Origin of the sequence: Bradyrhizobium sp. HKCCYLS2038 (assembly GCF_051167655.1) — a bacterium.
Lineage (GTDB): Bacteria > Pseudomonadota > Alphaproteobacteria > Rhizobiales > Xanthobacteraceae > Bradyrhizobium.
Genome location: NZ_JBNPTM010000002.1, coordinates 214,857 through 239,917, shown reverse-complemented (window position 1 = coordinate 239,917; position 25,061 = coordinate 214,857). Strand labels below are relative to the sequence as shown.

The following is a 25,061-nucleotide window of genomic DNA, read 5'->3' as shown; positions in this document are numbered from 1 at the left end:
GAAAAGGGTCAAAGGGAGGCAAGGATGGCAGGCGAACTCGCGCCTTACGCGGTCGAGGCGTTCAACACGGCCAAGCAGTCCGAGAACAAGATGCACGACGACAGCGTCGCCCGCCGCTTCGGCTTCGCCGGCGGCCTCGTGCCCGGCGTCGAGGTGCTCGCTTACATGCTGCATCAGCCGGTCGCGCATTGGGGCCGGGCTTTCCTGGAACGCGGTCTGATCGAGGCGCGGTTCATCAAGCCGGTCTATGACGGCGAGATGGCCGAGGTCGTCGCGCAGGAGACCGCCGATGGCCTCGCACTGGAAGTGATGAGCCAGGGCCAGCTCTGCGCCACAGGCTCCGCGTCGCTGCCGGCGGCGGTGCCGAAGGTGACGCTCGCGGATTATCGCGATGTTCCTCCCGCAACGGTGCGTCCGCCCATCGGCGCAGACTCGTTCGCGGTCGGCAGCTGGCTCGGCACCGCGCCGCGCGCCTGGCCGGGGCCGGCGGCCACGATGTATCTCGATGAGATCCGCGAGCGCGATCCGATCTACGCGAACGAGCACGTCGGCCATCCCGGCATGCTGCAGCGGGTGATGAACCGGCTCCTGGTCGACAACGTCGTGCTCGGCCCCTGGATTCACGTCGGCAGCCGGATGCAGCTCTTGTCAGTGATCGCCGACACCGACGAGATCACGGCACGCGGCCGCGTGGTCGCCAACTACGAGAAGAAGGGCCATCGCTTCGTCGAGATCGACGCACTGGTGGTGGCGAACGGCGATCGGCCGCTGGCGCGGTGCCATCACGTCGCGATCTATCAGCCGCGTGCGGAGGCGGCGGCTTAGCCGATGGCTTCGAGGGGCGATGGGCTTGGGCAAAAAGGCACGCCGCCTCTCCGAATAACGCTGTCATGCCCGCGCAGGCGGGCATCCAGTACGCCGCGGCCTCTCGGCTCAACAACAGCCTCGGCGTACTGGATCGTCCGCCTGCGCGGACGATGACAGCGGAGTTTGGGGCAAGCCGCCTGCCCAACACTCCGTCATTGCGAGCGCAGCGAAGCAATCCAGTGTGGTGGGCGGGACTCTGGATTGCTTCGCTGCGCTCGCAATGACGCCGTCTTTCAACAATCAGTCGTCATGCCCGGGCTTGTCCCGGGCATCCACGTCTTTCCTCGCTCGAGGCTCGCGGATGGCCGGGTCAAGCCCGGCCATGACGGAGGAGAGAGCGGGGCATCGACTGAGCTCCGCACGACTTGGCAGCGTATCTCACGCCGCCGTCTTCGCCTTGCCGTCCTGGATCGCGCGCCAGAGTTTTTCCGCCGTCAGCGGCATGTCCAGGTGCTTGACGCCGTAGTCAGACAGCGCGTCGATGACCGCGTTGATCACGCTCGCCATCGACCCTGCGCAGCCGGCTTCGCCGCAGCCCTTGGTGCCCAGCGGATTGCTCTTGGCGGGCACCGGATGATTGTCGACCGTCATCATCGGCACGTCGGAGGCGCGCGGCAGGGCGTAGTCCATCAGCGAGCCCGTGATCGGCTGGCCGCTCTCATCGTAGCGCAGGTGCTCCATCATCGCCTGGCCGATGCCTTGCGCGACGCCGCCATGCAGCTGTCCGGCGACAATCATCGGGTTGATGACCGTGCCGAAGTCGTTGATCGCAGTGTAGGCCGTGATGTGGGCGACGCCGGTGTCCGGCTCGATCTCGACCTCGCAGACGTGACAGCCGTTCGGGAAGGTCGACTCGGTCACCGTCGAGTTGTGATCGACGTCGAGCGAGGCCGGCACGCCCTCGGGCATCTTGCCCTCGCGCAGGCGCTGCGCCAGCTCCATGATGTCGATGCTGCGGTCGGTGCCGGCGATGGTGAACTGGCCGCCTGCGAACTCGATGTCCGCCTCCGATGCTTCCAGCAGATGCGCGGCCGCCTGCTTGCCCTTGGCGATGACGAGTTGCGAGGATTCGACGATGGCCTGGCCGGTCGCGGTGATCGAGCGCGAGCCGCCGGTGCCGTTGCCGAAGCGGACCAGATCGGAGTCGCTCTGCTCCAGCCGGATCTTCTCGAAGGGCACGCCGAGCTGCGCCGACAGCACCTGCGAGAACGGAGTTGCGTGGCCCTGGCCGTAATCCAGCGTGCCTGTGGTCAGGGTCACGCCGCCATCGGCATCGAAGGTGATCTTGCCGAGCTCGCCCGACGGCGGCGCGGTGACCTCGAGATAGGAGCCGACGGCGATGCCGCGCAGCTTGCCATTCTTGCGGCTCTCGCGCTTGCGCTTGGCGAAGCCGGCGTAGTCCGAGACCTGCAGCGCCTTCTCGAACACGGCGGCGAAGTCGCCGGAATCGTAGGTGACGCCCGAGGCCGCCGGGAATGGCATCTGACTCGGCTTGATGAAGTTGCGCTTGCGGATGGTGAGGCGGTCGATGCCCATCTCGCGCGCGGCCGTGTCGATCAGGCGCTCCATGAAGAAGTTCGCCTCCGGCCGGCCGGCGCCGCGATAGGCGCCCATCAAGGTGACGTTGGTCAGCACCGTCTTGATGTCGACGCCGAGCAGCGGCGTCTTGTAGACGCTGGCGAGGTTCTTGCCCGTGTTGAGCGACAGCGGCAGCGGCGCCACGCCCATGATGTAGGCGCCGAGATTGCCGTAGCCGGACAAGCGCACGGCAAGGAACTTGCCGTCGGAGTCGAGTGCCAGCTCGCCATGGATGATCTGGTCGCGGCCCTGGCTGTCCGACAGGAACGCGGTGGTGCGCTCGTCGCGCCACTTCACCGGACGGCCGAGCTGCTTGGCGGCGTGCAGGATGCAGACATATTCGGGATAGGAGACGTTCTTCATCCCGAACGAGCCACCGACATTGGTGGTGACGATGCGGACCTTCTCCGGCGCGACGTTGAGGATTTTCGCCAGCGTCGCCTTGTTGCCGGACACGCCCTGCGTCGGCACCTGCAAGGTGAACCGCTCGCTCTTGCCGTCGAACGCGGCGAGCGCGACGCGCGGCTCCATCGACACCACGGCAACGCGGGTGTTGACGATGTCGAGCTTGGTGACGTGCGCCGCCTTGGCGAAGGCCTCGTCGATCCTGGCGGTGTCGCCATAATGATAGTCGAGCGCGACGTTGTTCGGGATGTGGTCATAGAGCTGGGGCGCGCCTGGCTTGGCCGCTTCCTCGGCATTGGTCACCGCGGGCAGCGGCTCGATGTCCAGCTCGACGGCCTCGGCCGCGTCGCGGGCCTGCGCCGCGGTTTCCGCCACCACGAACGCAACGGGGTCTCCGACGAAGCGCACCTTGTCGGTCGAAAGCGCACCCCTGTTCGTCTGCAGCAGCGGCGAGCCGTCCCGGCTCTTCAGCGGCAGACCGCAGGTGAACGGACCGTAGGCGGCCGCCGCGAGATCAACCCCGGTCCACACGCCGAGCACGCCCGGCATCGCCTTGGCGGCCGCGGTGTCGATGCCCTTGATGATGCCGTGGGCATGGCTGGAGCGCACGATCCAGGCATGCGCCTGTCCGGGCAGGTTGAAATCATCGGTATATTTGCCGTGCCCACGCACCAGCGTGTCGTCCTCCTTGCGCCGGACCGGCTGCCCGACGCCGAATTTCTGCAGCGCAATCGCGTTTTCAAGGGCGGCCGGAGCGGTGTGATCTTGCATGGATAAGGACCTGGGGAGCTGGATTGGTCGCAAATGCGGGCTGTTCCCAGATAGTGCAGGGCCCGCGGCCGGACAACGGTTGATTAGGAATGGTGCATCACGCCTGATCGAGGGGCTGTTGCGCCGGCGCTATCCACTGATAATGTCTAGGGAAAGAGAACTTCCTCCTGGGCCGGTTCGGCCAGCGGAAAGACATTTGAATGATCAATGACACGCGGCTGCGGGAGAATCCCACGCCGCGCGGGAACCTGGAGCCCGGCCTGCATCCGGGTCTGGACGTCGCGACACCGGCCTGCGCCAGCAATGGCAGCAGCGTGTATGCGGCGCTGGATCTCGGAACCAACAATTGCCGGCTCCTGATCGCCTGTCCCTCTGGCGACAGTTTCCGCGTGGTCGATTCGTTCTCGCGCATTGTCCGGCTGGGCGAGGGCATCTCGACCACCGGCTGCATCAGCGACGCGGCGATGGATCGGGCCATCGCGGCGCTCTCCATCTGTCGCGATAAGATCCAGTCGAAGAAGGCGCGGCGGTTGCGCCTGATCGCGACCGAAGCCTGCCGTGCGGCAACCAATGCCGAGGGGTTCCGCAGCCGGGTCGCGGCCGAGACCGGCATCGAGCTCGAGGTCATCGATCGCGAGACCGAGGCGGCGCTGGCCGTCAAGGGCTGTGCACCGCTGCTCGATCCCGGTGGGCACGGCGCGATTCTGTTCGACATTGGCGGCGGCTCCAGCGAGCTGGTCCGGATCGAGCGTGATCCGGCCGACCGCAACGCCGAGCCGCGCATCAAGGCCTGGATGTCGATCCCGCTCGGGGTCGTGACGCTCGCGGAACGTTTCGGCGGGCGCGACGTGACGCAGGAGATCTATGCCGCCATGGTCGAGGCCGTGGCCGGTCATGTTGGCCCGTTCGCGGCTGAGCACGGCGCCGATCTCACCGGCATGCATCTGCTGGGTACCTCCGGCACCGTGACGACGCTCGCGGGCATTCATCTCAACCTCGCGCGCTATGACCGTCGCCGCGTCGACGGCATCTGGATCAACGATGCCGATATCACCACGACGATCGCCAAGCTGCTGGCCATGAGCTATCAGCAGCGCGCCGAGAACAACTGCATCAGCATCGACCGCGCCGACCTCGTGCTCGCCGGCTGCGCCATCCTCGACGCGATCCGCGACGCCTTCCCGCTGCCGCGGCTGCGGGTCGCCGATCGAGGCCTGCGCGAAGGCATGCTGGTCGAGATGATGCGCGAGGACGGCGCACTCAGGACGGCGTAGTCTCTTCACCCTCCCCTGGAGGGGGAGGGTCGGCTCACATTGAGCGCAGCGAAATGTGAGCCGGGGTGGGGTGAGCCACATGAGCAGTCTTGCCGTGGCTCACCCCACCCCGATCGCTCGCTTCGCTCCCGATCGACCCTCCCCCTCCAGGGGAGGGTGAACCAAATAGCTGCTGTCGGACCTGGATGATCAATCGCCCCTTGGTCATTGGGATCCGGTCACGACAACCGAGAAACACATGGCAAAAGACACCACCGGCCGCATGCATGTGCAGGTCAAGACGGCGGGCAAGCGCAAGCTGTCCTCGAAGCTCTGGCTGGAGCGGCAGCTCAACGATCCGTATGTGGCGCAGGCCAAGCGCGACGGCTATCGCTCGCGCGCGACCTACAAGCTGCTCGAGATCGACGACAAATATCACATGCTGAAGCCCGGCATGACCGTGGTCGATCTCGGTGCGGCGCCCGGCGGCTGGAGCCAGATCGCCGCGCGGCGTGTCGGCGCCGAGGCGGGCAAGGGCAAGGTGGTTGCGATCGATCTCCTGGAGATGGGCGAGATCCCCGGCGTCACCTTCACCCAGCTCGATTTCCATGCCAGCGATGCGCCCGAGAAGCTCCGGGCCATGCTTGGCGGCCGCGCCGACGTCGTCATGTCGGACATGGCGGCGAACACCACCGGCCACCGCAAAACCGACCAGCTGCGGATCGTCGGCTTGGTGGAACTCGCCGCGCATTTCGCCGGCGAAGTGCTCAAGCCCGGCGGCAGCTTCCTCGCCAAGACCTTCCAGAGCGGCGCCGATGCCGAGCTGCTGGCGCAGCTGAAGCGCGATTACGCCAGCGTGCGCCACGTCAAGCCGGCTGCAAGCCGGCAGGATTCGTCGGAGCGCTACGTGCTCGCGATGGGCTTCCGCGGCGGAGAGCAGGCCGACCTGTTGTAACGGCGTCATTGCGGCCTCAAGGCCCTGACGATAGAGAGCACATGCAATCAAGGTCTCGGGAATCAGCCTGGGGCCGGCGAGACTCGATTCCGGAGGTCCTGCATGCGTATCCTGAGCTGGAGCGCCCTCGCGCTGGGTTTGGCTGTGGGCGCTACGATATCGGCCCCGGCTCACGCCCAGGCCTACGATCCGCGCTATCCCGTCTGCATGAAGATCTACGAAGGCGGCACGTTTGGCGGTGGCGGCGAGCGGATCGACTGCAGCTTCACGTCGCTTCCGCAATGCCGTGCCACGGCGTCGGGCCGGGCGGCGATGTGCGACGTCAATCCGTTTTACGCCCCGCCGGAGCCGCCGCCTGGCTATCGTCGGCGGCACCGTTGAGCCGAAGCGCGGTCGCGCCGCGGCCTCGATTGGGGTGCATTCGGACTGTCCAGCCAACCTCCCATCCGGAGGCCATTTGATGTCGCAGCGTCTCGCCGTCTGGAGTCTGGTGTTCCTGCTGCTGCCTGCGATCGCTGTCGCCGCACCGTCGCACAAGCGCAAGGTTCCGCGCTGGCAGGGCTATGGCTTCCTGCCGGGCTACAAGCAGCCGCCCAACAACAGCCTGCCGCTGTATGCCGACAAGGAAGCGATGCGGAACGGGCCACGCGGCAGCCGCCGCCATTGGTATATCGACGGCACACCGAAGTACCGGCTCTATAACGGCGAATGGCATTATTTCGGCCAGCCCGGCTTCTACCGCGGCCATTACAACGGCGGCAGTTTTGGCCCGTGCTGGACAAGGACGCCGGTGGGCATGGTCTGGACCTGCGGTTAGGGCGACCCAGCCTGGATGCGCCGCGCCCCGACGGGGTGCGTCATCCTGTCGCGCCCCGTCGCCTTGAATGCCCTCGCTGCGGCTGTAAGCTCTTGCAGTGTCTTGAGAATTCGAAGGTTGCGTCGACCCCCGTCTGCGCGTGGCGCTCATGGTGCTGATCGCTTTCGGAGGCCAAGGCCAAAGACGAGCCAAGAAACGAGAGCCGCGTGGCGGCCGTGGAGGGATCCCTGATGTCGTTCCGTGCGCGCCTGTCCGGCGCAGCCGTCGCGTTGACCCTGGTGTCGACGTTCCTGGCCGGTGCTCCGGCCGCAGCCCAGCAGCTCGAGCTCAAGGTGATGGCGCCGGCGGCGCCCGGTGGCGGCTGGGATCAGACCGCACGGGCGATGCAGCAGGCGTTCGTCGCTTCCGGCGTGGCCCGCAGCGTCCAGGTCACCAACGTGGCGGGCGCGGGCGGCACCGTGGGCATTGCGCAATTCGTCAACGGCGCCAAGGGTGACGGCAATCAGCTGATGGTGAATGGCTTCGTCATGGTCGGCGCGCTCGCCATGAACAAGTCGCCGGTGACGCTCGATCAGGTGACGCCGATCGCGCGGCTGACCGAGGAGATCCAGGTCATCGTCGTGCCGGCGAATTCGCCGATCAAGAACGCGCAGGACCTGGCGGCGGCGCTGAAAGCCGATATCGCCAAGGTCACCTTTGCCGGCGGTTCGGCCGGCGGCGTCGATCACATCATGGCGGCGTTGTTCGCCGGCACCGTTGGGGCCGATGCGAAAAAGGTCAACTACATCCCGTTCTCGGGTGGCGGCGAATCGCTGGCGGCGATCCTCGGCGGCAAGGTCACGGCCGGCATCTCGGGCCTGTCCGAGTATGACGGGCAGATCAAGAGCGGCAAGCTGCGCGCGATCGGCGTCTCCTCGGAGAACCGCGTTCCCGGTGTCGACATCCCGACCTTCAAGGAGCAGGGCATCGACCTCGTGCTCGCCAACTGGCGTTCGGTCGTCGCACCGCCCGGCATCACGCCGGAGCAGAAAAAGACGCTCGCCGAGGCCGTCGACAAGATGGTGAAGTCGGATGCGTGGAAGGAGATCCTGAAGCAGAAGGGCTGGGACGATTCCTATCTCCCGGGTGACACATTCGCCGAGTTCCTGAAGAAGGAGAACGTTCGTGTCACCGACGTGCTGAAGTCGGTCGGCCTCGTCAAATCATGACGACGGAGAGCGCCGGCACGCAGGACCCCGCGCGAGGCATCGACAAGGCCGGCATCATTATCGCCGCGCTGCTGGCCGCCGTCGCGCTGGTGCTGGTCTACGACGCCAACCAGATCCAGGCGACCACGATGTACGGCATGGGCCCGCAGGTCATGCCGGTGGTGATCGCGATTGGGCTCGGCATTCTTGCGCTCGCCAACCTGATTGATGCTGTCAGAGGCAATCTGCCGCCGCGCGAGAGCTCCGATCCGATCGCGGTGCTGCTGATCCTGGTAGGCCTGGCGCTGCTGATCGCCATCATCGGCTTCGGTGGCGGCTTCATCCTGGCCACGACGGCGCTGTTCGTGACGACGTCGGCCGCGTTCGGCCGCCGCGCCTTCGCGACCGATCTCATCATCGGCGCGGTGCTGACGACGCTCATCTACATGGCGTTCGACCGTCTTCTCACCTTGAGCCTCCCCGCCGGCCCGCTCGAAAGACTGCTCTGATGGACACCTTCGCCGCGCTCGCGCATGGGATGGTGATCGCCGCCCAGCCGATGAATTTGCTTTATGCACTGATCGGCGTGTTCCTCGGCACCGCGGTCGGCGTGCTGCCGGGCATTGGCCCGGCGCTCACCGTCGCGCTGCTGCTGCCGGTCACCTACAAGCTCGATCCCGGCGGCTCGCTGATCATGTTCGCCGGCATCTATTATGGCGGCATGTATGGCGGATCGACCACGGCGATCCTGATCAACACGCCCGGCGAGAGCGCCTCGATGGCGACCGCGCTCGAGGGCAACAAGATGGCCAAGGCCGGCCGCGGCGGCCCGGCGCTGGCGACCTCGGCGATCGGCTCGTTCGTTGCCGGCACCATCGCCACCATCGGTCTCGCATTCCTGTCACCTTACCTCGTCGACATCGCCGTGCGCTTCGGTCCGGAGGACTATTTCGCGCTGATGTGCGTCGCCTTCGTCACCGTGTCGGCGACCTTCGGCGACTCGCCGATCCGCGGCCTCACCAGCCTGTTCATCGGGCTGACGCTCGGCTTGATCGGCATCGACAAGCTCACTGGTCAGGCGCGGCTCGCCTTCGGGGTGCCCGAACTGCTCGACGGCGTCGAGGTGACGACGCTCGCGGTCGGCCTGTTCGCCGTCGGCGAGGCGCTCTACGTCGCCTCGCGCCGGCATCATACCGAGGAGAAGATCGAGGCCATCAAGGGCTCGCTGTGGATGACGCGCGACGACTGGAAGCGGTCGTGGAAGCCATGGCTGCGCGGCACCATGTTCGGCTTCCCGATCGGCGCGCTGCCTGCGGGCGGCGCGGAGATTCCGACCTTCCTGTCGTATTCGACCGAGCGTCGGCTGACCAAATATCCCGACGAATTCGGCAAGGGCGCGATCGAAGGCGTGGCCGGACCGGAGGCAGCCAACAACGCATCCGCCGCGGGCACCTTGGTGCCGCTGCTCACGCTCGGCCTGCCGACCTCGGCGACGGCAGCGATGATGCTCGCCGGCTTCCAGCAATACGGCCTCAATCCGGGGCCGCTGCTGTTTGCCGAGCGCCCCGATCTCGTCTGGGGTCTGATCGCAAGCCTGTTCATCGCCAATACGATGCTGCTGGTGCTGAACCTGCCGCTGATCGGTCTGTGGGTGCGGTTGCTGAAGATCCCGACTCCTTGGCTCTATGCCGGCATCCTCGTGTTCGCGACCATGGGCACGATCGCTGCGAAGCCGTCGGTGGTGGAGCTGTCGATGCTGGCCGGCTTCGGCGTGCTCGGCTTCCTGATGCGGCGCTTCGACTTTCCGATCGCGCCCGTCGTCGTCGGGCTGATCCTCGGGCCGATCGCCGAGAGCCAGCTGCGGCGCGCGCTCGCCATCAGCCTCGGCGATCCGATGACGCTGCTGCAGTCTCCGATCTCCGCGACGCTGCTGGTCGTTGCGCTGATCGCGCTGATCGCGCCGTTCATCTTGAAAGGACTCGGGCGCTTCAAGGCGAATGAGGATTGAGTGTGGCGCGCAAGCGGGAATGCCGCGATCGCACTGCAACATAACGTGACCGGGAGGAGTGGCTGAGATCGGACTCGGCTTGCAACGATGTCCGCGCGATCGGGTTTGCGCCTGAACATCGAGACTGGAGCCTGGAACTCCGGATCATCCGAGGAAGCGTCTTTCGGGCCGTCACCCCAAACCGAAAGAGACCCGATGACCGATCGTTTCGATGACGGTTTCAAGCCATCTGCAGCATTGCGCTCCGCTTCCGAGACAGCCTCGGCACGCCGGCATCGCCATCCCGTCATCCTCCGCGTCTCCGCCATCGGCGTGGCCGGCATCCTGTCGGCGCTGATGCTGACGGCCGTGGTGCCGCCGATCGTCGCCGACCAGTCCGATCGCGCGGTGGTCGATGCGCCGGTGATGCTGCTGACCTCGCCGATCGCGGGCCAGGTGGCGACACTCACCGCATCGCCGGGCAGCGAGGTGCGCGGCGACGATCGCCTGGCTCAGATCACCAATCCGCGGCTCGATCGGACCACGCTGATCTCGCTGCAGGAGAAGGCCGGCGACGCGCGCCAGAAGCTCGATGCCACCCGCGCCAAGCATGACTCCGACATCGCCTACGTCGCCTCGCTCGACCAGGAGATCGCAAGCCAGGCCGGTCAGCTGAAGGCGCAGCTGCAGTCGCAGATCGAGGAGTTGCGCGCCCGCGTCGCGCAGTCGAACGCGATGAGCACCGAGAAGAAGGCGATCGTCGACCGGCAGAACCGCATGGTCGCGCGCGACGCCGCCAGCATCGAAATGCTGAAGCCGACCGAGCAGCAATATGCGGCGGCGCTGCACGACACCGACGCGCAGACCGCCAAGCTGAACCAGAAGCTGAGCCAGCTCAAGGCGCTCGATGCCGGCATCTATGTCGGCGAGGATCTGGTCGCGCTGAACATGCTTGGTCAGAAGCGCCGCGACATCGACCTCGATGCGCGGCGGATGGAGATCGAGGAGAAGCAGCAATCGGCCGTGCTCGACGATCTCGAGGCGCTGATCACCTCGGAGCGCGAGCGTCTGGCGCGTCTCGCATCCGCCGACGTGCTGTCGCCCGGTCCGGGCAAGGTGCTGGCGGTGGGCGCCGAGACTGGTCGTCATGTCAGCGCCGGCGATACGATCGCCTCCGTCGTCGATTGCGACAAGCGCTTCGTGGTCGCGATCTTCTCCTATCGGCAGGGCGAAGCGATGAAGCCCGGCACCAAGGTGCGCATCGACGGCGGCGGCTTCCACAGCGGCGTCGTCAGCGCCGTGCTGCCGAAGACCAGCGACAAGGTCGACGAGCGTTTTGCCGTGCCGTTTCCGCAGACCGAGCGGCGCGAGCTCTATGTGATGATCGCGCCCGATGCCCCGGTGGAGCACGCGGCGTCCGCCCCGTTCTCGGCGGCGACGCCGGCCTGCACGATCGGGCAGTGGGTCACCGTCACCCGCGACAACGGCATCGTGCCGTCGATGTCGGTGACGTGGCGCCGGCTCGGCCATCTCGTCGCCTCGCTGGCTGAACTGGAGCCGTCCAGGCCGGACGACGCGACCCGCCGCGCCGGCGTGAAAAAGCTCGACTCTGCCTTGCGGTCGCAGCCGGCGTCTGCGCACATCCCGCAGGTTGACGAGCACTGGTTGCCGGCAACGCGGGAGGTGTCCGTGCAATGAGGCTGCTATCCATGTTGATGCTGTCCATGGCGCTGCTCGGCGCCGCGCCTGCGCGCGCCGAGACGTCGTTCTGTGCTGGGCTGGTGAAGGCGGTCGGCCCCAGTCTGCAGGGCAATCATGCCGTGTTCCTGCGCAGCTACGAGCATGGCGCCGACGAGACGAGTCTGCCGCTGGGTCTCTCGACGACGGCGTTCGTCTATGACAACGCGCTCGCGGCGATCGCGCTGGTCGCATGCAACCATGTCGATCTGGCGCGGACGATCGGCAACGCTTTGGTGCAAGCCGCTACCTATGACCGCACATTCGACGACGGCCGTTTGCGAAACGCCTATCGCGCCGGTCCCCTCGATCGTGGTGCGGCGCTGTTGCCGGGCTGGTGGGACAATCAGAAGAACATCTGGGGCGAAGATGCCGCGCAGGACGGCACCTCGACCGGCAACGTCGCCTGGGGAGCGCTCGCGCTGCTGACGCTGCACCAGGCGACGGGCGAAGCCGACTATCTGTCCGGCGCAAAGCGTCTGATGGACTGGATCATCGCCAACGCGAGCAACGGGGCCGAGGGGTTCACCGGCGGCCTTCACGGCTATGATCCGCAGCAGGTGCGTCTCACCTGGATGTCGACCGAGCACAATACCGACGTCTACGCCGTGGCCAGCTGGCTCGCTCGCCTCACATCGGCGCAGCGCTACCGGGACGCGGCGCAGAAGGCGCGCCGTCTGCTCGATCGCACCTTCCGCGGCGATCACTTCCTGCTCGGCACCAAGCCGGATGGCAGCGACGCCGACAGCAATCTGATCGCGCTCGACGTGCAGCTGTGGCCCTGGATGGCGGTGCCGGATGCACCGGACTGGCGCAAGGCGCTCGGCTTTGCGGAGCGACGTCTCGCAGTCGGCAACGGCTTCGATTTCAACGGAGATCGTGACGGCGTCTGGGTCGAGGGCACGGCGCAGGCTGCGCTGGCCTATCGCATGGCCGGCGACTCCGCGACGGGCCTGGGGTTTCTGGCCGGCCTGCGCGACGATCAGACGGCCTCGGGGCTCCTCAACGCGACGCGCAGCGCGCGCGTGAGCACGGGCCTGTCGATCGATCCGAGCGGGACCAGCACGATTCCCGACTTCTTCTATTACAAGCGGCCGCATCTCGGCGCGACCGCCTGGGCCGTGCTCGCCGACGCCGGCTGGAACCCGTTCACCGGCGCGAAGGTGCCCTGATGTTTCCATCCGCCAGCAATGCTCCGTCGGTGCTGACCACCGACCTCGGCGTCCTGCTTGGGCTCCTCGTGATGGCCCGGCTGCTCGATCCGGCGCGCCTGCGCGACCGCATCCTGTTCGGTGCGACGGCCGCATCGTTCCTGCTGATCTACACGCTGTGGCGCTGGCATGATACGCTGCCTGCGTTCGATCTCAGCCTGCAGGCGCTGTGGCCGCGGCTGTTCATCACGCTCGAGATCGTCGCGATCTCCTACACGCTGATGTCGATTCTGATCCTCACCCGCAGCGTCGATCGCTCGGCGCAGGCCGATGCGGCGCAGCGCGCGCTGGCTGAGCGCGGCGAGCAGCCGGCCGTCGACATCTTCATCTGCACCTATGACGAGCCGATGGAGATCGTCGAGCGCTCGATCCTCGCCGCGCTCGCGCTCGACCATGCCAACAAGACTGTCTGGGTGCTCGACGACACCCGTCGTGACTGGCTGCGTGCGTTCTGCGACGAGGTTGGCGCGCGCCATCTGACGCGGCCGGACAACAAGGGGGCCAAGGCCGGCAATCTCAACAACGCGCTGACCGCGACCGCGCGACTGTCGAACGCGCCGGTCATCCTGGTGCTCGACGCCGATTTTGCACCACGCCGCGATTTCCTGCAGAGGACCGTCGGCCTGCTGCTCTCCGAGCCTGATATCGCGGTCGTGCAGACGCCGCAGTTCTACTACAATCCCGATCCGATCCAGCACAATCTGCTGTCGTCAGGCCATTGGGTCGACGACCAGCGCTTCTTCTTCGACGTGTTCCAGCCGGCCAAGGATGCCTGGGGCTGCGCCTTCTGCGTCGGCACGTCGTTCGTCGTCCGCCGCGAGCGCCTGGAAGACATCGGCGGCTTTCCGCATGCCGCCATCTCCGAGGATCTCAATCTCAGCTACACGCTGCTCAAGCGCGGCTTCCGGACTGTCTGGCTCAATGAGCCGCTCAGCTTCGGCCTGTCGGCCGAAGGCGTGCCGGAATACATCACTCAGCGCGCCCGCTGGTGCCTCGGCACGATCCAGGTGGCGCTGCTGCGCGACGGTCCGATGCGCAGCCGCGGCTATAGCTTCACGCAACGCTGGCAGTTCCTGCACGGCGTGCTGAACTGGCTGTGCAAGCCTTTCATGGTGCTGCTGCTGATCGCGCCGCCGATCTACTGGTTCGCGGGTCTTCCGGCGTTCGAGGCCGACTATCTGTCGTTCCTGCGCTATGGTGTGCCGGCGCTGCTCGGCACCATCATCTACATGGGCTGGATCTCACGGTCCAAGACCTTGCCGCTGTTCATGGAGGCGACGCATGCGGTGACGTGCTTTGCGATCACCGCGACGTTGCTCAGTGCTGCGATCAGGCCGTTCGGGCGCCCGTTCAAGGTGACCGACAAGGGCGGCGACCGCTCAAAGCCGCGCGTGCACGGCAAGCTCGCCGCGATCTTTGGCCTGATTGCCGCAAGCTCGGCGGCGGCGATCGTCTGGGCGTTCGTGTCGCCGAACGCGGCGAGCGAAATTTCGTCGATCGACTATTTCAACCTGCTGTGGGCCGGGATCGCGATGCTGATCGCCTTCATCGCATTTCTCGTCTGTTTCGAGCTGCCGCGCAGCGAGGACCTGTTTCCGAGCGGCGAGGTCGGGTGGCTGGCGCAAGATGGCGAGGTCGTGCCGTGCCGCGTCGAGGCGTTGTCGCTGTCCTCCGCGCGCGTGGCGGGTTCGCGCCGCGGCCTGCCGCAGCCCGGGAGCGCGATGCCGCTCCATCTGGATGGTCTTGGCTGGATCGCCGCTTCAGTCGAGCGCGTCTCAAAAAAGACTATGCGACTTCGCCTGCAGCCGAGCGAGGCCCAGCGGCGACAGCTCGTGGTCCGCCTGTTCAGCTCCTCCTGCGGCGTCATCACCGGCCGAGCCCGCCTGCGCGGCGCTCTCGCAGGATTGGCGCGCCGTGGCTTCGTCGGACGGTGACGCTCCGGATTCAGCGGTAGGGTAGGCAAAGCAGCCGCCGCAGGCGGCAGCGTGCCCACCGTCGATCCGCGCACACGGAGGCCAGACGGTGGGCACGGCGCCACCGCGAGCTCACATTGAAGACGCAGCACGGCAGCGCCTTTGCCCACCCCACGGACTACGGACTCTCCCGCGTCATTCCGGGGCACGCGCAGCGCGAGCCCGGAATGCATAACCCCGGGCCGACATGGGACGACGATCGGCGCCATTGTCATTGACCACCTCATGACCAGTCGTGGCTATGGATTCCGGGCTCGCGCTGCGCCCGCCCAGGAATGACGGTGGAGAGAACGCCGGCCTATCAACTCAGCGCGCGTAGCCCGGGCGAGCGTCGCGAGGCCGGGTTCTCCGGCACAGCTCGTGTGACCCGCCTGTCGCTCCGGTCATACTGGCTACGGCAGCTACTCTTCACCGCTGCGCTTCCTCGATCTTGTCGAGCACGCGCTCCGGCGCGATGTCTTTCGACGCATCGCGCAGCTCGGGCTTTGAGTCCGGCTCGATCCCCATCTGCTTGGCCATCTGGTTCAACAGCGCCACGACCTGCGTCAGCTCATGCTCCGTGAGCAGGCTGATCTGCAGATCGAGGTCGGCACGCTTGTCGGCTTCGCCGGCCATCCGGTTCTGCGAGATCAGCACGAAGGTGGAGAGAAAGATCGCCTCGACCGAGGCGATCATCGCCAATTCCACGAAGCTCTCGTCCCAGGCGGGCACGCCGGGGATGAGATGCAGATTGGCCACGATCCAGAAACCGAACACCGCCAGATGCAGGTACACGAAGATCATCGAGCCGGTGAAGCCGGTGATCGCGTCGGCAACCTTCTGCTGCGCGGTCGCCTCGCTTTGCTCGCGCTTGCGGCGATCGACCAGCGCCTGGATGTTGCGTTCGAGGGCAGGGGTGAGCCCCGGGCTCGGGGCGGGACGTGGGGCAAGTTCTTGGCTCATCGACTTAGAACGGACGTCGGCGGGCAAGCGTTCCAGACGATGGACAGGAGCCGCGGGCGCGTGTGCCGGGGCGAAAATTCACCTCGTTGGTGGGATCCGTCGGAGGTCCGAAGCGGGCCTGGTCGAACAAGGGCTCGAGCGCGTGAGATGACTCAGACGACCCGCATCATGATCGAATTGGTCTCTTGCATGCCAGGCGCGCGAGCGCAGAGAGCGTTGCCAAGCGGGCCCGCTCGATCCGTCGCCACGAGCGTGTCATGAATATCGCACGACTCAGCAAGGTCTACTGATGCGGATGGGAATGCGAGCTTCGTATTCCAAGTTATTAGCTGTCGTCAAAATGCCGCAGCCTCTTGCCGCATGGCGGCTTTGACTTAGATCCTCGTTGCGATCCCATAGGAGAACAACAAACGTGTCTACCCTCATGAAGTCCACCGTGTCGACCTGCATGATTCTGGCGTCCGTGAGCGCGGCCTCTGCCAAGAGCATGGAGTGCCCGACGACATCGGAGGCTCAGATCGAAGGCCTGTTCACGAGCTTCAACGACGCCTGGGCGACGAAGGATCCAGCCAAGGTCACGGCGCTCTTCACCAAGAAGCCGGTGCTGCTCGCCACCGTGTCCAACCAGCCGCGCACGACTCCCGAGGATGTCAACGACTACTTCGTCAAATTCCTCAAGAACAGCCCGGTCGGCCGCATCGACACCTCGACGATCGAGCTCGACTGCAACACGGCCACGCGCCTCGGCACCTGGACGGTGACCCTGACCGATACCGCGAGCGGCGCGAAGACCGACGTCAAGGCGCGCTACTCGTTCATCTATCGCTACGAGGACGGCGTCTGGAAGATCGACCATCTGCATTCGTCGATGATGCCGGAGAAGTAACAGGCACGATGCGTCCGAACCCGCTCTTCCCGAGCGGGTTCACCATCAGCGCCGGCGCTTGAGCTAGTTTTTGGTGAGCAGATCAAATCGGCGTCTGTCGATCTGTGCCCGCGCTGCAAGGCCTGCGGCCAGACAAAGCTCGGGCGCATAGATCCTGCAGCCGGTCTGGCCTGCAATCGCTTTGTCGATCATTTCGAGAAGGTTCTCTGGCGTCATGTCCGGCGGAGCGGCGATCCGTCCTTTGACGACATGCGCCTCCATCTTTTCCAGATGCTCGTGATCGATGTCAGCAGAACGCCAGCAATTGGCGCATAGCCATACCATGCTCTCCGAGTGTGAATAGATCACCGCGTCGCGGTCCAATCCCCGGCTCAACTCGGCAAGCTGTTCTGGTGTCTCCTGCGTGCCCGCAAAGTCGAACATTTGATAGTTCTGACGTCGCAGCGTCGCCAGATGAGGGAATACGGGGATTCGGAGCTCGCCATAGGCATGGTGGGTGATCGGCGCACCATCGTGGAGGATCACGTCGCCAAAGTCGACCCCGAGATTCCGGTAGAGCACGCTGCGAACGACGCCGTGGCACGGACTCAACCGTTCGATCCATATCGTTTCTTCGAAACCCGGGTCGTCGCAGTCGGCCGTTCGCTCGGCAAGCGGCCGTTCTGCCAGCTTGACCTTGCATTGGCCAAAGTCGCCTTCCGGGAGACCGAAGCGTCCGATGTCGATCGTCAGACCAAGGCGTCGCCAGGCGTCGCGGGCGGTTGTCGCGTCTCCAGCACCGGTTGCACAGATTCCGAGGTTCCACAGATAACTCTGGTCGGGCTCTTCGACGAGGCTGACGGCAATTTGGTTTGCGATCATCCCGTCGACGAATCTTCCGCGTGTCTTATAAAGCAGGCCGAGATTATAGTGCTGGGCGCCGTCCTGGGGAGCAAGCTCGGTCAGCTTCCGATAGCTGCTCTCGGCGATCACGTCGTACTGACGTCCAAGCATCCGCGCCGCCGTTGCCAGTCCGCGCAGGACCTGCATCTGGTCCGGCATGCCGTCGTGGAGCCCGGCCATCGCCGCGAGCTTCTCGATCACCTCACGGAACACGGGAGCATCCGGCGGTGGTGAGTTCAGGTCGTCAATGTCGCGGACGCGTTCCAGACAGCAGCCGACGGCCGAGAGCATCTCGGCGTCCTCGGCGTGCGATTTCGCAATGTCGGACAGGCAGGCAATCCCCACGTCGCGAGGAAGGGCCATCCGATCGACGAGATGCAGCAGGGCAAATGCCGCTTCGGGCTGATGATGTTGCGCCGATCTCAGCCGCTGCAGGCCGTCTGCTGCAGCCGGCGATCCTCCCGCTTCGGCGTCGGCGACAATCGACTTCACGAGGAGGGCGATGTCCTCCGACGCGAGAACCAGGCTGGGCACGCTTGTCTCCATTGTCGGCATCTCTTGAGATGACGATGCAACGGGCCGGGCGTTTTGACAATCGGTCAGCCCAGCTTCTGATCCCGCGCGTCGTGCGTGGTCTCGCTCGCCTGTTTCGTCGCAGCCTTCTCCACGCCTTTCTCGGCACCCTTGCGGCTCGCGATCGCCGCGACTTTGCGCCCCGAGATTTCGCTGCCGGCGTCATCGGGCATCTGCCAGAACAGGATCGACGACAAGGCCGAGGTGATGGCGACGACGATGAAGGCCGGCGCGAATGACGTGGCGGTGAGCTGGCTCGCGCCATGCGCCCACATCGTGGTTTCCACCGAGAAGGCGCCGACGGCGACGCCGGCGGAGATTGCGAGCTGCTGGTTGACGCTGGTGAGCGTGGTGGCGCGGCTCATCTGCGCGGTCTCGACCTCGGCATAGGCGACGGTGTTGATGGCCGTGAACTGCAGCGAGCGGAAGAAGCCGCCGACGAACAGGATGATGACGATCAGAAGCAGCGGCGTCGCCGGCGTGAACAGCGCACAGGCAGCGAGGAAGACCGAGCTGACGACGGCATTGACGGTCATCAGGTGACGGAAGCCGAAGGCGCGGATGAGACGCGCGGCCAGCGCCTTCATGCCCATGGCTCCCGCCGACGAGCCGAAGGTGACGAGGCCGGACTGGAACGGCGACAGGCCGAAGCCGAGCTGCATCAGCAGTGGCAGCAGGAAGGGCAGGGCGCCGATGCCGAGCCGGAACATGAAGCCGCCGATGATCGAGGCGCGCAGGGTCGGCAGCCGCAGCAGCGAGAAGTCGAGCACCGGCGAGTTGGTGCGCCAGGAATGGCGGACGTAGAGTGTCATCGAGATCGCGCCGATCGCGACGAGGCTGCCGACAACGGACCACGGCAGCAGATTGAGGCCGGCGACCGACAGGCCGAAGGCGAGGCCTGCGAGGCCGATGCCGGCGAGCACCATGCCATAGAGATCGAACGGCTCGGGATTGTCGCTCTTGATCGGATCGATGAAGCGCAGCGCCATGATGATGCCGACGATGCCGATCGGGATGTTGATCAGGAAGATCCAGTGCCAGGAGAAATAGGTGGTGATGAAGCCGCCGACCGGCGGCCCGATCACCGGGCCGATCAATGCAGGAATCGTCACCCAGGCCATCGCGCCGACGAGCGCGCTCTTGTCGACGGAGCGCAGCAGCACGAGACGACCGACCGGCGTCATCATCGCGCCGCCCATGCCCTGCAGGATGCGCGCGAACACGAAGTTCTCGACCGAGTTCGCGAGCGCGCAGCCGATCGAGCCGATCATGAACACGGCGACCGCGCTGGAGAACACGCGCCGCGCGCCAAAGCGGTCGGCGGTCCAGCCGCTCGCCGGGATGAACACCGCGAGCGACAGCAAATAGGAGGTGATGGCGAGCTTCAACGTCAGCGGGCTGGTGCCGATATCCTTGGCGATCGCCGGCAGCGAGGTCGCGATGACCGTGGAATCCATGTTCTCCATGAACAGCGCGGTGGCGACGATCAGCGGGATGATTCGTTGCTTGTTCATCGACTCTCTGGATGGGGCAGGAGGCGGGCAGGCGCTCGCGGCTTTATCACCCTGCGACGAACGAGGCCATTGCGCTGCCGGCATGGCCCCCTAAATGCAGCGTGACGCTGTCGCGTCCCGGTTGTTGGAGATGTGCCGATGATCTATCTGCTCGCCGCTTTGGTGCCGCCGCTGGGTCTGCTGCTCAACGGACAGCCGTTCGCGGCCATCTTCAACCTGCTGCTGTGCCTCGTCTGCCTGGTGCTCGGCCTGTTCTTCCACGTGCTGCTGCTGGTGCCCTCGGCCCATGCCCTGATCGCCGTGCACATGCGGCGGGAGGATCGGCGGCATCGGGAGGTGGTGGACGCCATCCGGCGCTATGGCCCGCCGCCGGGCGCCTGGCGCTGAGACGCGGAACTTCTGCTCCGGAATCGGGGCTTTCGCGACCTTTTATTGCGTGTTCGGGTGCGATCAGGGCCGATTCAGGCTGTCATTCGCAATCGCGGGAGGACGGCGGATCGGCCCTTTGATTCGTCACAGGCCCATGCTATCGACCCGCGTCAACCCCACCGATGGGCATCGATTCGACGCCGAGGCATGGTCTCGACGGCGGCGCCGCTCATCCGTAATCCCATCGCGGCCGTTATGGCTGCAGACAAGGAGTTGACGATGGCGACCGTGCAGACACTTCGCGAAGCCTTCACCTTCGACGACGTGCTCTTGAAGCCGGGCCTGTCCGATGTGCTGCCCTCCGAGGTCGACATCCGCTCGCGCGTGACGCGCGAGATCCCGCTCAACATTCCGATCATGGCGTCCGCGATGGATACCGTCACCGAGGCGCGCATGGCGATCGCGATGGCGCAGGCCGGCGGTGTCGGCGTGATCCACCGCAATTTCGATCCCGACGGCCAGGCCGCCCAGGTGCGCCAGGTCAAGAAGTTCGAATCCGGCATGGTGGTGAACCCGCTGACGATCTCGCCTGAGGCGACGCTCGCGGATGCGATGGCGCTGATGAAGGATTACGGCTTCTCCGGCATCCCGGTGGTGACCGGCGGCGCCAAGGGCATCCCCGGCAAGCTGGTCGGCATTTTAACCAACCGCGACGTGCGCTTCGCCACCGATCCGCGGCAGAAGATCTCCGAGCTGATGACGCATGAGAACCTCGTCACCGTGCGCGAGGGCGTCGGCCAGGACGAGGCCAAGAAGATCCTGCACAAGCACCGCATCGAGAAGCTGCTGGTCGTCGACGAGCAGTATCGCTGCGTCGGCCTCATCACCGTCAAGGACATGGAGAAGGCTGTCGCGCATCCGCTGGCTTGCAAGGACGGCCAGGGTCGCTTGCGCGTCGCCGCCGCGACGACGGTGGGCGAGGGCGGCTTCGAGCGCACCGAGAAGCTGATCGATGCCGGCGTCGATCTCGTCGTGGTCGACACCGCCCATGGCCATTCCTCGCGCGTGCTGGAGGCGGTCAACCGCATCAAGCGCATTTCCAACGCCGTGCAGGTTATCGCCGGCAACATCGCCACCCGCGACGGCGCGCAGGCGCTGATCGATGCCGGCGCTGACGCCGTCAAGGTCGGCATCGGCCCGGGCTCGATCTGTACCACGCGCATCGTCGCCGGCGTCGGCGTGCCGCAGCTCACCGCGATCATGGATGCGGTCGAAGCGGCCAAGAAGGCCGACGTTCCCGTCATCGCCGACGGCGGCATCAAGTTCTCCGGCGACCTCGCCAAGGCGCTCGCCGCCGGCGCCGATGTCGCCATGGTCGGCTCGCTGCTCGCCGGCACCGACGAGACGCCCGGCGAAGTTTTCCTGTGGCAGGGCCGCTCCTACAAGGCCTATCGCGGCATGGGCTCGGTCGGCGCGATGGCGCGCGGCTCGGCCGACCGCTACTTCCAGCAGGACATCAAGGACACCTTGAAGCTCGTGCCGGAGGGCATCGAGGGCCAGGTGCCGTACAAGGGCCCGGTCGGCAACGTCATGCACCAGCTCGCCGGCGGTCTTCGTGCGGCGATGGGCTATGTCGGCGCCAAGACGCTCGAGGATTTCCACAGCAAGGCCGAGTTCGTCCGCATCACCGGCGCGGGCCTGCGCGAAAGCCACGTCCACGACGTGACCATCACGCGAGAAAGCCCGAACTATCCGGGCGGGGCGTAACAACCACCGCTCTCTCCGTCATTGCGAGCGAAGCGAAGCAATCCAGGGGCGGCGCGCGCAGCCCTGGATTGCTTCGTCGCTTCGCTCCTCGCAATGACGGTGCCGTCCGGGCATAAAGGCTCCACAACCAACAAAGAAGAGGAAACATCATGTCCCAAGCCAAGCGCATCGTGCTCGCCGCGCGCCCCGTCGGCGAGCCTAAGCCGTCTGATTTCCGCCTCGAGGAGCACGCCATCCCGACACCAGGCGCCGGCGAGGTGTTGCTGCGCACGATCTGGCTGTCGCTCGATCCCTACATGCGCGGCCGCATGAGCGACGGGCCGTCCTACGCCCAGCCGGTGCCGGTCGGCGGCGTCATGGAGGCGGGGACGGTGTGCGAGGTGGCCGCGTCCAACAATCCCGGCTTCAAGCCCGGCGACATCGTGCTGGCCCGCGCCGGCTGGCAGACGCATGCGATCTCCGACGGCAAGGGCCTCGCCAAGGTCGACCCGAGCCTCGCGCCGATCTCGACCGCGGTGGGCGTGCTCGGCATGCCCGGCATGACCGCCTACACCGGCCTGCTCGACATCGGCCAGCCCAAGGCAGGTGAGACCGTCGTGGTCGCCGCCGCCTCCGGCGCGGTCGGCTCGGCCGTCGGGCAGATCGCAAAAATCAAGGGCGCCCGCGCCATCGGCATCGCCGGCGGCAAGGACAAATGCGACTACGTGAAGAAGGAATTCGGCTTCGACGATTGCCTCGACCATCGCGATCCCGATCTCGCGGCGAAGCTGAAAGAGGCGTGCCCGAAGGGTATCGACGTCTATTTCGAGAATGTCGGCGGCCCGGTGTTCGAGGCGGTGTTTCCGCTGTTCAACGCCTTCGCCCGCATGCCCGTCTGCGGCCTGATCGCCCACTACAACGACACCCAGTCGGTGGCGCCGAAATGGGCCGGCGCGATGATGCGCAACGTCCTGACCAAGCGGCTCCTGATCCGCGGCTTCATCGTCTCCGACTTCGCCTCCCGCCACGGCGACTTCCTCAAGGACATGTCGGCCTGGGTCCGCGACGGCAAGGTCAAGTACAAGGAGCACGTCACCGAGGGCCTGGAGAACGCGCCCGACGCGTTCATGGGCCTGCTCAAGGGCGCCAATTTCGGCAAGCAGCTGGTGCGGGTCGGGCCGGACAAGGCCTGAGCCCAAGGACTAAGCCTAAGGCCTGAGCCACACTTGATGTGATTCTTCAGCGCGACCGTAAAATCACGGGAACCACAGCCGCTTATCGGGAGTCCTGAGGGAACCGGTTCATCCACGAGGGCCCGGCATCATGCCGGGCCTTCACGTTTCCTGAAGGGGGATTGTCGATGTCGCTGACCATGGTGCTGCTGCCCGTCTTCGTGCAAGTCGGGCTCACCTTTGCGCTGCTGTTCTGGAACAAGAAGCGCGGGCAAGCCACGGATGCCGCCGACGAATTCGGCCTTCCGACCTTGTTCTACGCGCTGATCGCACTCGCGCTGCCGCTACGCCATGCCGATCTGGTGATCGTGCTGCTGTCCTGGGTGTTCGTCGTCACCCGCTTCGTCAATGCCGGCTTTATTCGCGGGGCAGATAAGCGCTCTCTCGCCTGGACCGCCTCGGCGCTGGTGCTGCTGGCGATGTGGCTGTATTTCGCACTGAAGATGCTTCTCCTGATCTGAGACTGGATTCTGTAATGACCCCCGCCGCCCGGCTGTCCGCCGCCATCGACATCATCGAGTCCATCGAGTCCCAGCGGGCGCCGGCGGCCAAGGCCCTGAAGGACTGGGGCACCAGCCACCGCTTCGCCGGCTCCGGCGACCGCGCCGCCATCGCCGGCCTGGTCTGGGACGTGCTCCGCCGCCGCGCTTCCAGCGCCTATATGATGGAGGACGACACCGCGCGGGCGCGCGTGCTCGGCATGCTCAAGCTCGAGCGTGGCCTCGATGTCGCGACCATCGCCGCGATGTGCGACGGCAGCCGCTTCGCGCCGCCGCCGCTGAATGCGCATGAGGAAAAGGCGTTGGCCTCGCGCACGTCAGAGGGCGCGCCGCCGCCGGTCGCCGGCGACTATCCCGACTGGCTCGACCCGTATCTCGCCGCCGTGTTCGGCGACGACCGCGTCGCCGAAGCCATGGCGATGGCCAGCCGCGCGCCGCTCGACCTGCGCGTCAACACGCTGAAAGCCAAGCGCGAGAAGGTGCAGGCCTCGCTGAAGCATCTCGGCGCCGTGCCCACCCCATGGTCGCCGCTCGGCCTGCGCATCGCGCTCGGGGCCGACGCGCGCAATCCCGGCGTCCATGCCGAGGAGGATTTCATCAAGGGTTTTGTCGAGGTCCAGGACGAGGGCTCGCAGCTCGCGGCTCTCTTCACCGCGGCCAAGCCCGGCGAGCAGGTGATCGACCTCTGCGCCGGCGCCGGCGGCAAGACGCTCGCGCTGGCGGCGATGATGCAGGGCAAGGGCCGCCTGATCGCCACCGACACCGACAAGCGCCAGCTCGCGCCGATCCACGAGCGGCTGTCGCGCGCCGGCGTCCACAACGCCGACATCCGCAGCCCAAAGGGTGACGCCGACCCGCTCGCCGACATCAAGGCCTCGGCCGATCTCGTCGTCATCGACGCCCCCTGCACGGGCACCGGCACCTGGCGCCGCAACCCCGACGCCAAATGGCGCATGCGCCCCGGCGCCCTGGAGATCCGGCTGAAGGACCAGGCCGAAGTGCTCGACCGCGCCGCCCGCCTGGTCAAACCCGGCGGCCGCATCGCCTACATCACCTGCTCGGTGCTGCAGCCGGAAAACGGCGACCAGGTGAGGGCGTTCGTTGAGCGCCACAAGGAGTTCACCATCCAGCCCCCCGACCAGACCGCCACCGTTTTGTGGGACAAAGCCGAGGCCTTCGCCGAGGCCGCCCTGCAGACCCCCGAAGGCTGGCTGATGACCCCCCGCCGCACCGGCACGGACGGGTTCTTCGTCTCGGTGCTGAAGAAGGCGTAGCCCTCTCCGCCGTCCAAAGGTCTCTCCGCCCTCGCAGCTCCCTCCGCCGTCATTGCGAGCGCAGCGAAGCAATCCAGGGGCTCAGGCGGGACTCTGGATTGCTTCCGCCTACGTCCGACGGGCTTCGGCGGACACGTCGCTGCGCTCGCAATGACGCGGAAGGTGCGGAAGACACCCTCAACTGTCGTCCCCCGCGAAAGGCGGGGGACCCAGTATTCCACCGCTGCCTCGTGCCCGACTACGCCGCCGCAGCGTACTGGATACCCCGCCTTCGCGGGGTATGACGCCAGTGCCACAAACACGCTGTCATTCCGGGACGCGCCCCTTGGCGCGGGCCCGGAATCCATAACCCCGACTGGGCGTATGGATTCCGGGCTCGCGCTCCGCGCGCCCCGGAATGAC

21 protein-coding genes are annotated in these 25,061 nt (G+C 66.2%); 17 read left to right on the top strand and 4 right to left on the bottom strand.

Annotated features, from left to right (window positions below):
• Positions 1-24 precede the first annotated feature (24 nt).
• Entirely contained in the window at positions 25-825 is an 801-nt protein-coding gene (locus ACQR1I_RS10170) for a hypothetical protein (protein ID WP_434864480.1), read from the top strand.
• A 420-nt stretch (positions 826-1,245) separates the two neighbouring features.
• Here the strand turns inward: ACQR1I_RS10170 and ACQR1I_RS10165 are convergent, their stop codons facing one another.
• The gene (locus ACQR1I_RS10165) at positions 1,246-3,621 is read right to left on the bottom strand and encodes a xanthine dehydrogenase family protein molybdopterin-binding subunit (RefSeq protein WP_434864479.1); all 2,376 of its coding nucleotides are present in this window, start codon (positions 3,619-3,621) and stop codon (positions 1,246-1,248) included.
• A 200-nt stretch (positions 3,622-3,821) separates the two neighbouring features.
• Here ACQR1I_RS10165 and ACQR1I_RS10160 point away from each other — a divergent pair, with 200 nt between their 5' ends.
• From ACQR1I_RS10160 to ACQR1I_RS10115, 10 genes are all read left to right on the top strand, one after another.
• Entirely contained in the window at positions 3,822-4,895 is a 1,074-nt protein-coding gene (locus tag ACQR1I_RS10160) for a Ppx/GppA phosphatase family protein (RefSeq protein WP_434864478.1), read from the top strand.
• Positions 4,896-5,133: 238 nt separating this feature from the next.
• Positions 5,134-5,829, top strand: coding sequence for an RlmE family RNA methyltransferase (locus ACQR1I_RS10155; RefSeq protein ID WP_434864477.1), 696 nt, complete (start codon positions 5,134-5,136; stop codon positions 5,827-5,829).
• Between the two features lie 102 nt (positions 5,830-5,931).
• Complete coding sequence (locus ACQR1I_RS10150) at positions 5,932-6,210, top strand: DUF3551 domain-containing protein (RefSeq protein ID WP_434864476.1); 279 nt, start codon at positions 5,932-5,934, stop codon at positions 6,208-6,210.
• A gap of 79 nt (positions 6,211-6,289) precedes the next feature.
• On the top strand, positions 6,290-6,646 hold the full coding sequence (locus ACQR1I_RS10145) for a hypothetical protein (protein WP_434864475.1): 357 nt from the start codon (positions 6,290-6,292) through the stop codon (positions 6,644-6,646).
• A 227-nt stretch (positions 6,647-6,873) separates the two neighbouring features.
• Complete coding sequence (locus tag ACQR1I_RS10140; protein WP_434865114.1) at positions 6,874-7,854, top strand: Bug family tripartite tricarboxylate transporter substrate binding protein; 981 nt, start codon at positions 6,874-6,876, stop codon at positions 7,852-7,854.
• Positions 7,851-8,342, top strand: coding sequence for a tripartite tricarboxylate transporter TctB family protein (locus ACQR1I_RS10135; RefSeq protein ID WP_434864474.1), 492 nt, complete (start codon positions 7,851-7,853; stop codon positions 8,340-8,342). Before ACQR1I_RS10140 ends, ACQR1I_RS10135 begins: the two co-directional genes overlap by 4 nt.
• Complete coding sequence (locus ACQR1I_RS10130) at positions 8,342-9,841, top strand: tripartite tricarboxylate transporter permease (protein ID WP_434864473.1); 1,500 nt, start codon at positions 8,342-8,344, stop codon at positions 9,839-9,841. The genes ACQR1I_RS10135 and ACQR1I_RS10130 overlap by 1 nt, the downstream gene beginning before the upstream one ends.
• Positions 9,842-10,036: 195 nt before the next feature.
• Positions 10,037-11,518 (top strand): HlyD family secretion protein, encoded by a 1,482-nt coding sequence (locus tag ACQR1I_RS10125; protein ID WP_434864472.1) that lies wholly within the window; start codon positions 10,037-10,039, stop codon positions 11,516-11,518.
• On the top strand, positions 11,515-12,729 hold the full coding sequence (locus ACQR1I_RS10120; RefSeq protein ID WP_434864471.1) for a hypothetical protein: 1,215 nt from the start codon (positions 11,515-11,517) through the stop codon (positions 12,727-12,729). The genes ACQR1I_RS10125 and ACQR1I_RS10120 overlap by 4 nt, the downstream gene beginning before the upstream one ends.
• Positions 12,729-14,702: a glycosyltransferase family 2 protein gene (locus tag ACQR1I_RS10115; RefSeq protein ID WP_434864470.1), complete on the top strand. Its 1,974-nt coding sequence runs from the start codon at positions 12,729-12,731 to the stop codon at positions 14,700-14,702. Before ACQR1I_RS10120 ends, ACQR1I_RS10115 begins: the two co-directional genes overlap by 1 nt.
• A gap of 447 nt (positions 14,703-15,149) precedes the next feature.
• Here the strand turns inward: ACQR1I_RS10115 and ACQR1I_RS10110 are convergent, their stop codons facing one another.
• Positions 15,150-15,683 (bottom strand): DUF1003 domain-containing protein, encoded by a 534-nt coding sequence (locus ACQR1I_RS10110; RefSeq protein ID WP_434864469.1) that lies wholly within the window; start codon positions 15,681-15,683, stop codon positions 15,150-15,152.
• Between the two features lie 412 nt (positions 15,684-16,095).
• On the opposite strand from ACQR1I_RS10110, the gene ACQR1I_RS10105 reads away from it, so the two are divergent.
• Entirely contained in the window at positions 16,096-16,569 is a 474-nt protein-coding gene (locus tag ACQR1I_RS10105; protein WP_434864468.1) for an SgcJ/EcaC family oxidoreductase, read from the top strand.
• Positions 16,570-16,632: 63 nt separating this feature from the next.
• On the opposite strand, the gene ACQR1I_RS10100 is transcribed toward ACQR1I_RS10105, so the two are convergent.
• Together ACQR1I_RS10100 and ACQR1I_RS10095 are read right to left on the bottom strand one after the other, a co-directional pair.
• On the bottom strand, positions 16,633-17,985 hold the full coding sequence (locus ACQR1I_RS10100; RefSeq protein ID WP_434864467.1) for a tetratricopeptide repeat protein: 1,353 nt from the start codon (positions 17,983-17,985) through the stop codon (positions 16,633-16,635).
• A gap of 65 nt (positions 17,986-18,050) precedes the next feature.
• The gene (locus ACQR1I_RS10095) at positions 18,051-19,538 is read right to left on the bottom strand and encodes a DHA2 family efflux MFS transporter permease subunit (protein ID WP_434864466.1); all 1,488 of its coding nucleotides are present in this window, start codon (positions 19,536-19,538) and stop codon (positions 18,051-18,053) included.
• A 138-nt stretch (positions 19,539-19,676) separates the two neighbouring features.
• On the opposite strand from ACQR1I_RS10095, the gene ACQR1I_RS10090 reads away from it, so the two are divergent.
• The 5 genes from ACQR1I_RS10090 (at position 19,677) to ACQR1I_RS10070 (ending at position 24,659) form a co-directional block, all read left to right on the top strand.
• The gene (locus tag ACQR1I_RS10090; RefSeq protein WP_315770931.1) at positions 19,677-19,925 is read left to right on the top strand and encodes a hypothetical protein; all 249 of its coding nucleotides are present in this window, start codon (positions 19,677-19,679) and stop codon (positions 19,923-19,925) included.
• 261 nt (positions 19,926-20,186) lie between these two features.
• Complete coding sequence (gene guaB / locus ACQR1I_RS10085) at positions 20,187-21,674, top strand: IMP dehydrogenase (protein ID WP_434864465.1); 1,488 nt, start codon at positions 20,187-20,189, stop codon at positions 21,672-21,674.
• A gap of 149 nt (positions 21,675-21,823) precedes the next feature.
• Complete coding sequence (locus ACQR1I_RS10080) at positions 21,824-22,846, top strand: NADP-dependent oxidoreductase (protein ID WP_434864464.1); 1,023 nt, start codon at positions 21,824-21,826, stop codon at positions 22,844-22,846.
• A 167-nt stretch (positions 22,847-23,013) separates the two neighbouring features.
• The gene (locus ACQR1I_RS10075) at positions 23,014-23,346 is read left to right on the top strand and encodes an MAPEG family protein (RefSeq protein ID WP_434864463.1); all 333 of its coding nucleotides are present in this window, start codon (positions 23,014-23,016) and stop codon (positions 23,344-23,346) included.
• A gap of 14 nt (positions 23,347-23,360) precedes the next feature.
• The gene (locus ACQR1I_RS10070; protein ID WP_434864462.1) at positions 23,361-24,659 is read left to right on the top strand and encodes an RsmB/NOP family class I SAM-dependent RNA methyltransferase; all 1,299 of its coding nucleotides are present in this window, start codon (positions 23,361-23,363) and stop codon (positions 24,657-24,659) included.
• Positions 24,660-25,061: the final 402 nt, after the last annotated feature.

Bases quoted from the DNA above. Each gene is read 5' to 3' on its own strand.
- ACQR1I_RS10170 (WP_434864480.1), top strand. From the start codon at position 25: ATGGCAGGCGAACTCGCGCCTTACGCGGTCGAGGCGTTCAACACGGCC.
- ACQR1I_RS10165 (WP_434864479.1), bottom strand. From the start codon at position 3,621: ATGCAAGATCACACCGCTCCGGCCGCCCTTGAAAACGCGATTGCGCTG.
- ACQR1I_RS10160 (WP_434864478.1), top strand. From the start codon at position 3,822: ATGATCAATGACACGCGGCTGCGGGAGAATCCCACGCCGCGCGGGAAC.
- ACQR1I_RS10155 (WP_434864477.1), top strand. From the start codon at position 5,134: ATGGCAAAAGACACCACCGGCCGCATGCATGTGCAGGTCAAGACGGCG.
- ACQR1I_RS10150 (WP_434864476.1), top strand. From the start codon at position 5,932: ATGCGTATCCTGAGCTGGAGCGCCCTCGCGCTGGGTTTGGCTGTGGGC.
- ACQR1I_RS10145 (WP_434864475.1), top strand. From the start codon at position 6,290: ATGTCGCAGCGTCTCGCCGTCTGGAGTCTGGTGTTCCTGCTGCTGCCT.
- ACQR1I_RS10135 (WP_434864474.1), top strand. From the start codon at position 7,851: ATGACGACGGAGAGCGCCGGCACGCAGGACCCCGCGCGAGGCATCGAC.
- ACQR1I_RS10130 (WP_434864473.1), top strand. From the start codon at position 8,342: ATGGACACCTTCGCCGCGCTCGCGCATGGGATGGTGATCGCCGCCCAG.
- ACQR1I_RS10125 (WP_434864472.1), top strand. From the start codon at position 10,037: ATGACCGATCGTTTCGATGACGGTTTCAAGCCATCTGCAGCATTGCGC.
- ACQR1I_RS10120 (WP_434864471.1), top strand. From the start codon at position 11,515: ATGAGGCTGCTATCCATGTTGATGCTGTCCATGGCGCTGCTCGGCGCC.
- ACQR1I_RS10115 (WP_434864470.1), top strand. From the start codon at position 12,729: ATGTTTCCATCCGCCAGCAATGCTCCGTCGGTGCTGACCACCGACCTC.
- ACQR1I_RS10110 (WP_434864469.1), bottom strand. From the start codon at position 15,683: ATGAGCCAAGAACTTGCCCCACGTCCCGCCCCGAGCCCGGGGCTCACC.
- ACQR1I_RS10095 (WP_434864466.1), bottom strand. From the start codon at position 19,538: ATGAACAAGCAACGAATCATCCCGCTGATCGTCGCCACCGCGCTGTTC.
- ACQR1I_RS10090 (WP_315770931.1), top strand. From the start codon at position 19,677: ATGATCTATCTGCTCGCCGCTTTGGTGCCGCCGCTGGGTCTGCTGCTC.
- guaB (WP_434864465.1), top strand. From the start codon at position 20,187: ATGGCGACCGTGCAGACACTTCGCGAAGCCTTCACCTTCGACGACGTG.
- ACQR1I_RS10080 (WP_434864464.1), top strand. From the start codon at position 21,824: ATGTCCCAAGCCAAGCGCATCGTGCTCGCCGCGCGCCCCGTCGGCGAG.
- ACQR1I_RS10075 (WP_434864463.1), top strand. From the start codon at position 23,014: ATGTCGCTGACCATGGTGCTGCTGCCCGTCTTCGTGCAAGTCGGGCTC.
- ACQR1I_RS10070 (WP_434864462.1), top strand. From the start codon at position 23,361: ATGACCCCCGCCGCCCGGCTGTCCGCCGCCATCGACATCATCGAGTCC.